This is a genomic window from Thermococcus indicus (assembly GCF_006274605.1).
GTDB lineage: Archaea > Methanobacteriota_B > Thermococci > Thermococcales > Thermococcaceae > Thermococcus > Thermococcus indicus.
Genome location: NZ_CP040846.1, coordinates 1,177,307 through 1,191,581 on the forward strand (window position 1 = coordinate 1,177,307; position 14,275 = coordinate 1,191,581).

The 14,275-nt window shown below is 56.5% G+C and carries 15 protein-coding genes; 4 read left to right on the plus strand and 11 right to left on the minus strand.

Annotation, left to right across the window (positions count from 1 at the left end; genetic code table 11):
- The first annotated feature begins 99 nt into the window (after positions 1–99).
- Positions 100–1,119, plus strand: a complete 1,020-nt coding sequence (locus tag FH039_RS06505; RefSeq protein ID WP_139680659.1) for an adenylosuccinate synthetase — start codon at positions 100–102, stop codon at positions 1,117–1,119.
- Here FH039_RS06505 and FH039_RS06510 read toward each other — a convergent pair.
- The 11 genes from FH039_RS06510 to fba form a co-directional block, all read right to left on the minus strand.
- Positions 1,116–1,916, minus strand: a complete 801-nt coding sequence (locus tag FH039_RS06510) for a hypothetical protein (RefSeq protein ID WP_139680660.1) — start codon at positions 1,914–1,916, stop codon at positions 1,116–1,118. The two genes, FH039_RS06505 and FH039_RS06510, sit on opposite strands and share 4 nt — an antisense overlap.
- A 6-nt stretch (positions 1,917–1,922) precedes the next feature.
- Positions 1,923–2,699 (minus strand): alpha/beta hydrolase, encoded by a 777-nt coding sequence (locus tag FH039_RS06515; RefSeq protein ID WP_139680661.1) that lies wholly within the window; start codon positions 2,697–2,699, stop codon positions 1,923–1,925.
- A 1-nt stretch (position 2,700) separates the two neighbouring features.
- Positions 2,701–3,105, minus strand: coding sequence for a type II toxin-antitoxin system VapC family toxin (locus FH039_RS06520; RefSeq protein WP_139680662.1), 405 nt, complete (start codon positions 3,103–3,105; stop codon positions 2,701–2,703).
- The gene (locus FH039_RS06525) at positions 3,102–3,386 is read right to left on the minus strand and encodes an AbrB/MazE/SpoVT family DNA-binding domain-containing protein (RefSeq protein ID WP_240703182.1); all 285 of its coding nucleotides are present in this window, start codon (positions 3,384–3,386) and stop codon (positions 3,102–3,104) included. The genes FH039_RS06520 and FH039_RS06525 overlap by 4 nt, the downstream gene beginning before the upstream one ends.
- A gap of 101 nt (positions 3,387–3,487) precedes the next feature.
- Positions 3,488–4,141 carry a hypothetical protein gene (locus FH039_RS06530; protein WP_139680663.1) on the minus strand — a complete coding sequence of 218 codons (654 nt, stop codon included), beginning with the start codon at positions 4,139–4,141 and terminating at the stop codon, positions 3,488–3,490.
- Between the two features lies 1 nt (position 4,142).
- Positions 4,143–4,427 carry an iron-sulfur cluster assembly protein gene (locus FH039_RS06535; protein WP_139680664.1) on the minus strand — a complete coding sequence of 95 codons (285 nt, stop codon included), beginning with the start codon at positions 4,425–4,427 and terminating at the stop codon, positions 4,143–4,145.
- On the minus strand, positions 4,417–5,409 hold the full coding sequence (locus FH039_RS06540; protein ID WP_139680665.1) for an ArsA family ATPase: 993 nt from the start codon (positions 5,407–5,409) through the stop codon (positions 4,417–4,419). The genes FH039_RS06535 and FH039_RS06540 overlap by 11 nt, the downstream gene beginning before the upstream one ends.
- 9 nt (positions 5,410–5,418) lie before the next feature.
- Entirely contained in the window at positions 5,419–5,709 is a 291-nt protein-coding gene (locus tag FH039_RS06545; RefSeq protein ID WP_139680666.1) for a hypothetical protein, read from the minus strand.
- 36 nt (positions 5,710–5,745) lie between these two features.
- Complete coding sequence (locus FH039_RS06550; protein WP_139680667.1) at positions 5,746–7,506, minus strand: carbon starvation CstA family protein; 1,761 nt, start codon at positions 7,504–7,506, stop codon at positions 5,746–5,748.
- A gap of 173 nt (positions 7,507–7,679) precedes the next feature.
- A complete protein-coding gene (locus FH039_RS06555; protein WP_139680668.1) occupies positions 7,680–9,467 on the minus strand; it encodes a pyruvate/oxaloacetate carboxyltransferase in 1,788 nt (595 codons plus the stop codon).
- Positions 9,468–9,587: 120 nt separating this feature from the next.
- On the minus strand, positions 9,588–10,433 hold the full coding sequence (gene fba / locus FH039_RS06560) for a class I fructose-bisphosphate aldolase (RefSeq protein WP_139681708.1): 846 nt from the start codon (positions 10,431–10,433) through the stop codon (positions 9,588–9,590).
- A 97-nt stretch (positions 10,434–10,530) separates the two neighbouring features.
- On the opposite strand from fba, the gene FH039_RS06565 reads away from it, so the two are divergent.
- From FH039_RS06565 to FH039_RS06575, 3 genes are all read left to right on the plus strand, one after another.
- The gene (locus FH039_RS06565; RefSeq protein WP_139680669.1) at positions 10,531–11,253 is read left to right on the plus strand and encodes a biotin--[acetyl-CoA-carboxylase] ligase; all 723 of its coding nucleotides are present in this window, start codon (positions 10,531–10,533) and stop codon (positions 11,251–11,253) included.
- A gap of 103 nt (positions 11,254–11,356) precedes the next feature.
- Positions 11,357–12,649, plus strand: a complete 1,293-nt coding sequence (locus FH039_RS06570; protein WP_139680670.1) for a dicarboxylate/amino acid:cation symporter — start codon at positions 11,357–11,359, stop codon at positions 12,647–12,649.
- Positions 12,650–12,774: 125 nt separating this feature from the next.
- Positions 12,775–14,247, plus strand: coding sequence for an exodeoxyribonuclease VII small subunit (locus FH039_RS06575; RefSeq protein ID WP_139680671.1), 1,473 nt, complete (start codon positions 12,775–12,777; stop codon positions 14,245–14,247).
- Positions 14,248–14,275 lie beyond the last annotated feature (28 nt).

The window sequence follows — 14,275 nt, forward strand, 5'->3', positions numbered from 1 at the left end:
CAGTTCAACGTTTTTGGAAGGGTAGATGATTTTGATAAATTTCTGTTAAATTCGAAACCGTTATAAGTCCCCTATTGACTTAAATCTGGGTAAGGAGCCATGCCGAGCTACATCGTTGTTGGCGGTCAATGGGGAGACGAGGGCAAGGGCTCCGTTATAGCGTACCTTGCCCTGAAGGACGAGCCTGAGGTCATAGCGCGCGGTGGCGTTGGGACGAACGCGGGCCACAGCGTTTTTATCAACGGCAGGAAGTATGCGGTCAGGCAGCTTCCAACGGCGTTCATCCAGACGAAGGCCCGGCTTCTCGTGGGTGCGGGCGTTCTGGTTGATCCCCGGGTGTTCTTCCACGAGCTTGAGCATCTTAAGGACTTCAACGTCGCCGAGAGGGTTGGCATCGACTACCGCTGTTCCATAATCGAGGACGAGCACAAGAAGCTCGACAGGAGCAACAGCCACCTCCACGACAAGATAGGCACCACCGGAAGCGGCTGTGGGCCGGCGAACGCCGACAGGGTCATGAGGCGGGCGAGGCTTGCAAAGGACGTCCCCGAGCTTGAACCCTACCTGGCTGATGTCGCCGCGGAAGTGAACGACGCCCTGGACGAAGGAAAGCTCGTGCTCGTCGAGGGGACGCAGGGCTTCGGCCTGAGCCTCTACTACGGAACCTATCCCTACGTGACCTCGAAGGACACGACCGCTTCAGCCATAGCGAGTGACGTTGGAATAGGCCCGACGAGGGTCGATGACGTCATAGTCGTCTTCAAGAGCTTCCCGACGAGGGTCGGCGAAGGGCCGTTCCCGACGGAGATGAACCAGGAAGAGGCTGAGAAGCTGGGCCTCGTTGAGTACGGGACCGTCACAGGGAGGCGGAGGCGGGTCGGCTGGTTCGACTTCGAGTTCGCCCGCTACTCCGCGAAGCTCAACGGCGCGACGATGCTCGCCCTGACGATGCTGGACAAGTACGACAAGGATGCCTTCGGTGTCACCGACTACGACAAGCTTCCTAGGAGGGCCAGGGAGTTCGTTGAGGAGATTGAGGAGCGCGTCGGTGTTCCGGTTGGACTCATCAAGACCGGGCCCGAGCTGGAGCACATAATAGACAGAAGGGAAAACATCTAGCCCTCGAGAAACTCCAGAATCATGCCCCTGACCTTTTCTTTCTCCAGTTTTGCTATTTCCTCAAAGGAGAGCGTCTCTTCAAGCCACCTGATGAACCTGTAGCCGAGATAGTAGCCGGTGAACTTCATTCCGAAGAGCTCGTACCACGAGCCAAAGAACGGGTTCAGGGGTTCGTTTTCCCGCACCCTCCTTGCGAACTCCTCCTTAATGCGCCGCTCGTTTCTCGTGCACCATTCGAACCATCCATCATATTCGAGGTGCCATGGCCTCCCCGTTATGCTGTCCTCCACCCTCTGGGCGAACCCCTCCGTATACAGTCCCATAATGGCGTTTTCTTCGAGCTTTTCCAGGTCCTCGTTCCTCATGAGCCAGTGCACAAGATGTCCGAATTCGTGCGCAATCAGTCCAGCAATTCCATCGTACCATCCAAGCTCGGCTACGGCTTCCAGGCCAAAAAGAATTGCAGGCTTTCCTTTGAATTCTGTCACCCACCCGGCCCCGTTTTCAAGGCCGACGTATATGACGATGTTGTAATCGTCCTGTGTGATTCCGAACAGCCGCTCAATATAGGCGGCAATTTTTGGCAGTGCCCCCATGAAGCACTCGTATGCTTTATTGAACTCCTCTGGCTTCCTCTTGTCCAGCAGCCTCAGATAATCCCTCCAGCTTGCCCCGTACCCTGCATAGTCCGCTTTAATTTTTTCAAAGAGTTCCGGATAGCCACTGATGTATGCGATCCAACCCTCCGGGCTCCCGTCCCAGCGTTCCATAAAATCCTGGAAGGTGTCGAAGATCATGAGAATTCACCCTGTGTGCCTCACCATCCACTCAACCACCGTTCGGTGGAGTTCATCCGCCCACTCGGGGTCCTCGAATATCTCGTGGTAGGCCCCCTCGAATTCTTTAATCGCCTTGTCCTCAACTGCCAGCTCCTCAAAAAGCCTCCTCGAGCCCCCGGGCGGTGTTATCACGTCGCCCGTGCCGACGATTAAGAGGATTGGAACCTTTATCATCCCCGCGTCCCTGTGGGCCAGTTCCATGTTCTCGAAGATGCTCCTTCCGAGCTTTGCGGAAATCCTGTCGTGGACGAGTGGGTCTTCGACGTAGCGTTTCACCGCTTCGGGGTTCCTGGAAAGCAGCTCCGGCTTCAATCCGTTGGAGAGAACAACCCCTGGGGCCACCTTTCCAAGGAACTTCGCGAGGGTTACCATGAATCCGGGCGTTTCGGGGCTTTTGGCGAGGGCCGGCGAGGACGCTACCACGCCCAGTATTTTATCGGGCCGTGTCTCAGCGTATCTGATGACGGTTAAGCCGCCGAGGCTGTGGCCGAAGAGGAATGGGTTTTCGCCGATTTCGTCTATTATCCCGTCGATTATTTCCATAGCTTCTTCGACACTCGTATGCCCCCTCTTGCCGGGGCTCTTCCCGTGGCCGGGCCAGTCGAAGGTGTAGACGGCGAAGCCGGCATCGTTGAGCTCTCTGATTAATCTCCCGTACCTTCCGCTGTGCTCGCCGAGGCCGTGGACGAGAACGACCCAGCCGAGCCTCGGTTCGCCGAACCTGGCCTTGTAAACCTCCATCTCAACCACCCAGCCAAATTCTCTTGAGTGGAAGCCTGTCAAAATCCTCATCCTCGCTCACTATTGCCTGAAGGCCGTTGTTCTCTATGACTGCAACGTGAAGGGCATCGGAGGGACGGAGGTTGTATTTGAGGATTATTTCTCTGGCAGTTATGTAATCGAAGACCCCCAGAGGGAGAACTTCGACGTAGGGAAGGACTTTCTCGTCTATGAACTCAATAGAGAGTTTGTATGGGACGTCGTATTTCCTCCTGGCAACGTGGATGGTTTCGTCAAGAACCAGCGCGCTTGTGTAAAGGCTGTGATTCTCAATCAGCTCGGCGTAGAACTCCACGATTTTCCGCTCAGCTTTGGGTGTTCTGGTTAGGAGGTAAACGAGAAGGTTTGTGTCGAGGAAGAGCTTCATTCTCCAATCCCCCAGACCTCGTCGAACTCATCTTCGAGGCTTATACCTTTAAGTTCGCCGAGTTTGGCGGGTTTTCCCTTGGCCCTCTTGTGCTTCCATTCGAGGAGCTCTTCAATCAGCTTTTCTTTACTCTTCTTGGGCATTATTATCAGCCCCCTCTCCGTCGGCTCGACTATCACCTCCCCACCTTCCTTTATGCCATAAGCTTCCCTGAAAACCTTGGGGATGACTATCTGTCCCTTCGGCCCGACCTTGAGGCGGATACTAACCAATGGTATCACCGTGTATAACTTATGGTCTAACCATAAAAACGTTGCCTGATAATGGTTCGGGCTTTCATCCCTTCCCTTTCGGAAAGGAACCTCCTCGATTGGTCAAAATGTCAAGAAGAGAACGGGCTCTCCCTGAGCCTCTCGTTTGCGAACCGGACGATTCTCTCGACATCCTTCCCTATCGTTTCAGGTTCGGGCTTCATCTGGACGTAGAACACGTTGGTCTTCGGCGTTAGTGAGACGTGCTTGATGTTGTGGGGGTTCGATAGGCTCTCGATAAGGGCCCTCAGGTTCTCCACGTCCCGCTTCTTCTCGTACAGGGCCTCGTACTGCTTTCCGGCTATCTCTATGACCTCCTTCCTGAGCAGCTCCTCGTTATCTATTCCCGGCCTCATCCGGTAGTAACCCTTCTGAATGAGGTGGGCCTCCCTCTGTATGTCCGAGAACGGCTTGATAACGAGGTACAGCTTGTCGTGCCGGCTCGTTATCAGCGCTATCGGGAAGTAAAGGAGGCTGTGTCTGGGCAGGAGCGTGAGGGTGTACTCGAACTTCCTGATGTTGTCCCTGTTGACCTTGTACTCGGCGCGGAAGCCGATGTAGCCGCCGAGCCAGGTGTAAAGCTCGTCCTCAGGTTTGATTACATCCTTGACGGCCCGTATGTAGTGTTCCATCAACATGAGGTTCAGCTTCCGCCCCCTGTAGAACTGAAGGGCGGAGATGCCGGCGATAAGGAATATCGCGACAAACAGTACCTGATTGTCCATCTCAATCCTCCTCCAGCGGATAGTACCTTTCGAGGGTTCGTGCATCGAGTACCTCAAGATTGGCGACATCATCGAGGGCATTAACAACATCCCTCACGATCCGCCAGCGAACGGGCCAGCTGAGGGCGTTCTGAAACGGGTGATGCAGGCCCTCGGAGAGGCGGAGGTATACCCTGACGCCCTCCTCGTCGGCTTGAACTTTAACGAGCCCGAGGCTCACTATATCCACCTCGGTTATGGGGTCCTTCACCCTTTTAAGCCTCTCGTAGATTTCTTCACTCTCCAACTATCGTTCCCCCGAGGGTTCTGAGACGCTCCAGCCCGCGGGGTTCCTCCGCGAAGACGGGTATCCTCACAACCTCGATTCCCCTGAACTTCCTCCCCACCTCGCCGAGAACCCGCTCCTGGGCCTCCAGCTTGGCCTTCAGCTCCGGAACCTCCGTCCTCAGCTCCAGGACCTTGTTCATGACGATCATGTTGAAGGGAACCCTAAACTTCTTCAGGCTTTTGTAGGCCCTCTCCGTCTCGTAAAGCGGGAGCATCTCGGGGTTCATCACCGCCACGACGCTCGTTTTCTCGGGGTCGGTTATAACTCCCTCAACGAAGGCCACCTCTTCGCGGTACGACTTCAGCTCCTTCATTACTGCGTCGTCATCCTCCCTCGTGGGCAGCTTTATCTTCTCGCCCTCGACGGTGAACTCCTGATCTCCATGGATGTTGGCTATTGCGGCGCGTCTGTCGAGTATGGCCTTCCTTATCTCGATGAGTTTGTCCGTCCAGATTAGGGAGATTTTGGGGAGCGCGAGAACCCTCAAGGTTAACCCCGTTGGAGGGGTGTCAAAGATTATAACGTCCCACTCATCTCCCTTCGCGAGTATCTCCCTCACAGCCTCCAGCGTTGCGTACTCCTCGATTCCTGGAGAGTAGCTCAGAACCTCGAAGTACTTCTCCAGGTTTATGACCGTTAGGTAGCGGTACGTGTGCTTCATGCTCTCCTCCAGGTGCTTCAGATAGGTCTTTATCAGCTTCTCCATGTCAAGTTCACTTGCATAGAGGTTCTCGGCTATTCTCTTTGGTTTGTCCTTCAACTTCACCATCAGCACGTCACCGAGGTTGTGGGCCGGGTCTAGGGAGACGATGAGGGTCCTGTAGCCCCTCTCCGCGAGCGCCGCGGCGGCCGCCGCCGAACCCGTTGTTTTCCCAACTCCACCCTTGCCTATGAAAAAGACGACGCGGTAGCCCTTTTTGGGCAGGAAGAACTCCCTCATGGGACCACCTCACGTGATTTCAAACATCCCAGCCAGCTCGCCGAGCACGTCGTCCATGTCCACCGCCCTGCGCTGCATTACGTACAGCTCGCGCGTCATGTGCGGCAGTATCCTTATCACGAGCGTCGTCGGCGGACTGGGAATTCCAACGAAAGCTCCCATTAGCGTGAGCGCGAAGACGTTCTCAAGCTCCCTCAGCTCGAATTCGAGGTACTCGGTTGAGTTCTGCTTGAATGCCCCGAAAAAGCCCTTTAAGAAGGCCCTAACGTTCTCTAGCGGGTCTTTTTCTTTCTCCGTCATTTTCACCACCCGAGAATTGAAAAATAAAGAAAGACGTCAGGCCGCGCTCGCGGCGTACTCTTCCCCGGGCCTCTTCCAGGCAACCCAGAAGTCCCAGGCGAGGAGCAGGTTGAGGAGCAGGCTGACCACGAGCGCGCCCTTGACAGCTATGAGGTACTGGCCGACCATCGGCACGTAGATGAGGTACCAGATTATCGCCGCCGTCACCGTGATCCAGAGGAAGAGGGCAGGGATTAGAACCGCCCAGCTCCAGTTTCCAGCTCTCTGGACCTTTGCAACCCAGAGCGCGGCGGTCATCATGGCTATACTGGCGAGCATCTGGTTCATCGCACTGAATGCCGGCCAGATGACCTTGTAGCCGGCTCCCCAGGCGAGGTAGGTTCCAAGGCCGGCGATGATTATCGACGCGACCCACTTGTTGGTAACGAGCTTCATGGCGCCCTTGCTGGTGTCGGAGATCATTCCAAAGAGCTCCTGCCAGGCGAAGCGGCCGAGCCTCGTGGCCGTGTCGAGCGATGTGAGGGTGAACGCTGAGACCCAGAGGGTCGCGAAGGTCTTTCCAAAGGTTTCGCTGACGCCGTAGAACTCGCTGACCGCCTTGGCGTAGCCTCCGAGGAAGGTGCCGAGACCGCCGACGTTGATGTAGTTGAGTCCCCACTCGGTGGGATCACCGCTGAGGCCCGTAAGCTGGACTCCGTAGACGGCTATGGAGGTGATGACGATGGTGGAGAGGAATCCTTCGGTGAACATTCCACCGTAACCCACCATCAGGCCGTGGATCTCATTGTCAAGCTGTTTCGAGGTGGTTCCGGAACCCACGAGCGAGTGGAATCCGCTGAGGGAACCGCATGCTATGACGAGCGGTATCGTGGGCCAGAAGGGCGATGCCACCGGAACGGAGCCGTCGGCGGTGATTCCCTTGATGACGTTGGCGCTCCACATGGTGTACGCGGGGGCGGCAAAGTCCTTGGCCAGGAATATGAGGGCTATGCCGCCGAAGAGCAGGCCGAACCACAGGATGTAGGCGTTGAGGTAGTCCCTGGGCTGGAGGAGTATCCAAACCGGGAGCGAGGCCGCGATTATGATGTAAACCATGAGGATTATGTTCCAGTAGTGGTAGGCGGTTGTGTAGGCGGCCGAGGTTGGGTCGGTCTGGCCGTCCACGAAGACCAGCGGGTACTTGAGACCGACCCACACTGCTATGATGAGCAGGATTATGCCGATTATCGTTGCCAGCTTGAACTCCATCTTGACCTTGTACATTAGGTATCCCAGTATCACCGCGACGAGCAGGAAGAGGAGCGTCGCGGTTGCGGCCTGGGGCGTTACGGTGAGCAGCTTGGCGGTGACGGCAACGAAGGCCGCGACGACGAGCAGCAGGGCGAACCAGATGTATACCTCGAAGGATATGCCCGTTTTCCTGCTCATGAGCTTTCCGGCTATCCACTGGACTGACTTACCATCGTAGCGAACCGATGACATCAGTGCCAGATAGTCGTGGACTGCACCGATGAAGACGTTTCCGAACCAGACCCATATGAGTCCCGGAAGCCATCCCCAGGCCATTGCCAGGGCGGGACCAACGATCGGGCCCGCTCCCGCTATCGATGCAAAGTGGTGGCCGTAAAGGACAAGCGGGTGTGCCGGAACGTAGTCAACTCCGTCGTAGAGCTTGTGGGCCGGAGTCGGCCTGTTGGGGTCGGCCTTGACGACCTTGCTCTGAAGGCTCTTGCCGTAGCTGAAGTACATGGCCAGGTATATAACACCGGCCAGAAGAACTATTACAGCGGAGTTCATGGTTGCACCTCCATGTATATTCTGCGCTGTGATGTACACTTTTTAAATATAAATGCCTTTCGGCAAAAAACTGAACCTTTTTCGTTTTTAAACTGATAGTTGGAAACCCGGCCAGAAGCTTGCTGATAAAACCTTTTGTGTACTCCCGCAAAAGTGAGAAGGAAGGAGATTCCTCACCTTAGCTCTATGAGTGGTTGTCCGGTGTCTACTGTGTCGCCTTCTTTGACTAGGATTTTTTTGACTACTCCATCCTTTGGGGCGGGAATCTCGTTCTCCATCTTCATTGCCTCGAGGACGACCAACCCCTGACCGGTTTTGACCGAGTCTCCCTCCTTGACGAGTATTCTCAAAATCTTGCCGGGCATTGGGGCAGTAACAAGGCCCTCACCGGCAGGAGCGGGAGTCGAGACAGGAGCAACCGAAGCCGGAGCAGGGACCGCCGTGGGGATGGGTACAGGGGCAGTGGCTGTTTTCGGAGCACTGGGTGGAGTCGAAGCCCCCGCTATCTGGGGCAGGTACCTGAGGGCACTCAGGTCGATGCCCTCAACGCCGACCTCGAATTCGACGCCGTCCACGTAGACCTTGAACCTCTGAACCGTGGGCGGCAGCTCAGGCTTCTTCCTGCCCTCCTTCCTGGCCCTGAAGAACTCCCTGGCTATCTGCGGGAAGAGGCAGTAGGTCAGAACATCCTCCTCCCTCTCCAGGTAGCCCAGCTCCTCAAGCTCCTTTCTGCATTTCTCCAGCGCGGGTGCGAGCAACTCTCCAGGTCTTACGGTTATGGGTTCCTCCTCCCCCAGGACCTTTGCCCGCAGCTCGGGGTTTATCTCCCCCGGCGGCCTTCCGTAGAGTCCCTTGATGTAGTTCTTGACCTCCTCGGTTATTCTCTCGTACCTTCCAAAGAGGACGTTGAGAACCGCCTGCGTTCCGACTATCTGGCTGGTCGGCGTCACCAGCGGCGGCCATCCAAGGTCTTCCCTGACGCGCGGTATCTCCTCCAGAACCTCCTGGAGCCGGTCTAAAGCTTTCATCTCGCCGAGCTGGCTTATGAGGTTGGAGTACATCCCGCCGGGAACCTGGTACTTCAGAACGTAGGGGTTCACCATGAGGGCCTCCCTGTGGAGCATTCCTGAGTATTTCTCGTCTAGGAGCCTCTTCAGGTACCTCGAAACCTCGTGGATGAGCTCCCTGTCGAGGTGGCTCCCAACCGCTTCCGGCAGGGCGTGCCAGATGGTCTGTATGCCCGGTTGAGCCGTTCCAAAGGCGAGTGGACTTATCGCGGTGTCTATGTAGTCCGCCCCGGCCTCGACGGCCTTGAGGTACGTTGCGACGGCCATTCCGGTGGTGGAATGGGTGTGAACGTTTACGGGAACACCGTAGCGTTCCTTTATCTCGCTCACCAGCTCATAGGCCTTCCAGGGCGTCAGCAGGGCCGCCATGTCCTTGATGGTGATGACATCAACGTCCAGGGCGAGCAGTTCTTCCACCTTCTTCATGTAGTACTCGAGCGTGAACACCTTGCCCGTCGTGTAGGCTATCGCACCCTGAACCTCTGCGCCAACTTCTTTCGCCTTCCTTATCGCCACCTCCATGTTCCTGACGTCGTTTAGGGCATCGAATATTCTGAAGATGTCTATTCCGTTCCTGTGGGCCAGCTCGACGAATTTTTCGACCACGTCGTCCGGATAGTGGCGGTAGCCGACGACGTTCTGCCCGCGGAGGAGCATCTGAAGCTTCGTCTTCCTTATGTGCTCTCTGAGGAGCCTCAGCCTCTCCCAGGGATCCTCCCGGAGGTAGCGGATGCAGACGTCGAAGGTAGCTCCTCCCCAGACCTCCATGGAGTAGAAGCCGATTTTATCCATCTTCTCGGCTACTGCCAGCATGTCGTCAGTTATGAGTCGCGTCGCTATGAGGGACTGGTGAGCGTCCCTAAACGTTGTATCTATTATCTCAACCCTGCTCATACCCCCACCTCCATCCCGGGCTACAGTCAGCCATTTAAAAGTCTAACGACGTTCGGTGGAGAAGAATTCGACAGAAGACGAAATGATGTCGCGCCGGAAAATTTGAAAATTGGTGAGGGCTCAGAGGAGCCCCTCAGCTTTCGCCGCTTCCTCAGGGTCCTCGTTGCGGTGGACGACGCGGAGGAGTGCCTTTATAAACGGCTCCGGGTCTTCACGCTGGAAGATGTTTCTTCCAACGACTGCTCCGGCTCCGCCGGCCTCTATAACATCCCAGACGAGCTTGAGGAAGTCCACGGGGTTATCGGTCTTCGCCCCGCCGCTCAGCAGGACAGGAACTCCTGCGGCGGCATCAACGACCTTGGCGAAGGTCTCCCTCGAGCCGGTCCAGTAGGTCTTTATCATGTCCGCGCCGCTCTCGACCGCGGCCCTGGCACCGTACATGACGACGCGGTAGTCCTCCTTTTTACCGTACTTCTCGTTTATGTAGGGCCCGCGCGGGTAGGCGAACTGGACGACCGGGAAGCCGAGGTCGTGGGCGTAGCTCGCTATCTCCGCGAACTGACGCATCATGGCATCTTCCTGTGGGGAACCCCAGTAAACGGTGGCAGCGATAGCGTCGGCGCCGAGCTTCACCGCATCCTCGACGTAGCCAAGCTGGCTCTGAAGGAGCTGGTCGTCCTTCGGGCGGAGGTTCGTCTTGCTGGTGAGCTTTATCATCAAACCTCTGTCGGGCTTCACGTCGTTGCCGGCTATTCTCGCGAGCCCCGGGAGCATCATGACGCCGTCGATTCCGGCCCTCATGACCTTCTTTATGATAATCCTCGGGTTAACGTGCTCCCAGTGCTCCTCGAAGTCCGTCGGCCCGTGCTCGAAGCCGTGATCCATGGCGAAGATGAGGGCCCTCCCGTCCCTCCTGAAGAAGCGCTTCATCCTCCTCCTTATACCCACGTTCTGGTATGCATCCATACTAATCACCGGGAGTGATATATTCTTTTGGGGATTTAAGGTTTTCCTTGACGGAAAGTTGTTTAAGTCAGAACTGAGAAGTTCCACCGGTGATTCGATGCCAGAACCGGACAGTAAGCTTATCGGTCGTAAAATAATCCGCCTGCCTGAGGTTGACTCCACCAACGAGTACGCGAAGCGAATAGTGCAGGATGTCCCGGAGGGAACGGTTGTCGTGGCGAAGCGGCAGACCGCCGGAAGGGGCAGGAAGGGCCGCTCCTGGACCTCCCCCGAGGGCGGTCTCTGGATGAGCATTATTCTCAAGCCCCCCAGGGTCGATCCAAGGCTCGTCTTCGTCGGGGCGCTGGCGGTCGTCGATACGCTCGCGGACTTCGGAATAGAGTCCGGGATAAAGTGGCCCAACGACGTGTGGGCTGGTGGCAGGAAGATATCGGGAATACTGACCGAGGGAAAGGCCGGGGAGTACAGCATACTGGGAATCGGCCTCAACGTGAACAACGCCATCCCAGAGGAGCTCAGGGAAAACGCTGTGTCGATGATGCAGTTTACCGGCAGGGAGCTGCCGCTCGACGCCGTTCTTGAGAGGCTCCTGTTCCACCTGGAGGGATGGTATAGGGTTTTCCTCGAGAGGCCGGACCTGCTGATGGCGAAGGTTCGCGAGAGGGCGTTCATACTGGGGAAGGCCGTCACCGTAACCGAAGGTGATGAGAAAATCTCTGGCATGGCACTGGACATACTGGACGATGGCTCATTACTCATGAGCATTGACGGACAGTTAAGGAGGATCCTGTATGGGGACGTTTCGCTGAGGTTCTTCTAGGTTCTTTGTCATTTTGTCAATATTTGGCGGATAAAATTAATATATCATCTCGAACTGATTGATTTTGCTGGCAATCAGTCAGCCCAATAAAGGGGGTGGAACAGTGGGAAAGGGACTTCTGAGGAGGTATCTGGACTACCCGGTTCTCTGGAAGATACTCTGGGGCCTCATTCTGGGCGCAGTGTTCGGTCTGGTGGCGGCCCACTTCGGCTGGCAGGACGCGGTTGAGACGTACATAAAGCCCTTCGGCGACCTCTTCGTCAGGCTCCTGAAGATGCTCGTCATGCCGATAGTCCTCGCGTCCCTTGTGGTGGGTGCATCAAGCATCAGCCCCGCCAGGTTGGGCCGCGTGGGCGTCAAGATCGTCGTTTACTACCTGTTTACCTCGGCGTTTGCGGTGTTCTTCGGCCTGCTCATGGGCAACCTCTTCCATGTGGGGAGCGGGGTTGACCTTGGAACCGGCGCCGGCAAGGCCATCGAGGCCCAGCCGCCGTCCCTGGTTGACACTCTCCTGAACATAGTGCCGACAAACCCCTTTGAGTCGCTCTCCAGCGGTGCGGTTCTTCAGACGATATTCTTTGCGATAGTCCTTGGGATAGCCCTCACGTACCTCATCAACAGGGAGGACGAGAGACTCAGGACGGCAGGAACGACACTTCTCAGGGCCTTTGACGGCCTTGCCGAGGCGATGTACCTCATAGTTGGCGGTGTCATGCAGTACGCACCGATAGGCGTCTTCGCGCTCATAGCCTACGTCATGGCAATCCAGGGTACGAAGGTCATCGGGCCGCTGACAACGGTCGTTCTGGCGGTTTACGTCGGTTTGGTCCTTCAGATACTGCTTGTTTATGCCGTTCTGCTCAAAATCTTTGGTATCGACCCGGTGAAGTTCCTCAAAAGGGCAAAGGACGCCATGCTGACGGCCTTCGTCACGAGGAGCTCCAGCGGAACGCTGCCGGTCACGATGCGCGTTGCGGAGGAGGGGATGGGCATCGACAGGGGAATATTCTCCTTCACGCTGCCCCTCGGTGCGACGATAAACATGGACGGAACCGCGCTCTACCAGGGGGTTACGGTCCTGTTCGTCGCATACGCCATCGGCCAGCCGCTTTCACTGAGCCAGCAGCTCGTGGTTGTTCTCACGGCGGTTCTGGCCTCGATAGGAACTGCAGGAGTTCCCGGAGCTGGGGCGATAATGCTCGCCATGGTCCTCCAGAGCGTTGGCCTCGACCTCACTGCCGGAAGTCCGGTAGCCCTCGCCTACGCCATGATACTCGGCATTGACGCCATCCTGGACATGGGCAGGACGATGGTGAACGTCACCGGCGACCTCGCGGGAACAACGATAGTTGCCAAGACCGAGGGAGAGCTGGACGAGTCGAAGTGGAAGGGCTGATCTCTGGTTTTATTTTCCTGTTCCTGCCCTTTCCAGGGTTTTCCTTTATCCGGGTTCTTGGGATAAAGTTAAATACCCCGGTGAGGCGCTATTTACCAGCAGAGATGAAATGGAGGTAGTGCCTAATGAAAAGAGTCTTTGCGGTTATTTTTGCGGCGATTCTTCTGACGTCTGTCGTTGGCCCGAACTTCGCGCTTGCCGGGGATGCGACCCCCGTGGTCTACAAGCAGGACTTCACGTTCAAAATAGTCCTCCTGCCCAACGGCAGCGCCAACATCACCATGACGAGCATCTGGCTGGGGCCGAAGGAGGAGATCGATAAGCAGATAGAGAAGATTCTCAACGAGACCCAGAACGGCAACATGACGATGGAGGAGGCCATAGAGAAGTTCGAGCAGGAGCAGCTCGCCCGGTACATCCAGGGGCTCACCCGGGCAGGGGTAAAGCTGGTGAACGAGAGCATGAAGTCCTACGGCATAGAGGAGGGCAACAACATAACCCTCGTCTTCAACGCGATAGCCCTCGACTACGCCAGGTACTACTCGTATGACCACTACTGGGAGCTCTGGATCGACCCGACTCGGGGATACGGCTCCATGATGGTTCCAGATACCGGGTTCCCCTTTGGAGTCGAGGCCAACAACACGTTTATAGTTGTTCTCCCGCCCAACGCGACTTTGCTCAGCTACCCCAAACCCTTCGTCAAGCAGTACAACCAGAGCAGGTTCGCGGTCGAGTCGAGTGCTGAAGGCGATACCGTCATCGTTCGCTCCCGCATATACCTCGAGCCCTGGCTGACCCCGGACGGTTTTAAGTCTCTCTTTGGGGACTACGGGGACTACTACATCCGCTACAAGACCCCCTACGAGGGAGTCGAGCACTACGAGAAGAGCGTAACCAACGAGTACGTTACCATTGACGTGTACTCCAACGGCACCGTCAGGCTGCACATGAAGGACGAATACGTGGAGCCCCTCAGGGACGTCATCGCCAGAAAGGCCGAGATAGTGTCGTACGGAGTTCAGAACGTTACTGAGTACATACTCAGGACTTACTCCCTTGCGCTCGGCTACCAGGGTGCCATAGTGGACGGTGGTAAGGTCACCATCCTCGGACTCAACGAGACAACCGCGCCCCTTGTCATCGACGCAGAGTACATGCTGAGGAACTTCACCAAGTACGAGAACGGGTCGTACGTCTACACCTTTGATCCAACAATGGGAATGGCCCAGAGTCTCCAGGACAGGAGCGAGTACGAGGTAAACAACACCCTGCACCTCACCCTCAACCTGACCGACGGCGGGGAGTTCATCGAGGTGCCCGACAACATCAGCACCGAGGTCAAGGGCAACCGCTTTACCATGACCGTTGTCCGCAGGGGAAACACCCTGGAGATTGTCTCCAACGTTTACATCCGCTACGGCGCCCAGCCGGAGGACGTGAAGGAGCTTTTGGCCAACCGCACCAGCGCAACGGTAAGGTACACCCTGGCGGCTGAGGAATCAAACGGGGGAATGAGCGACACAGGGAAGATGGCCGCGGTCATCGTCGCGGCGCTTATCGTGGTTCTGGCGGTGGCCTTCTGGAAGAGGCGCTGAGCCTTTTCTTTTCGATATTCATTTAAAT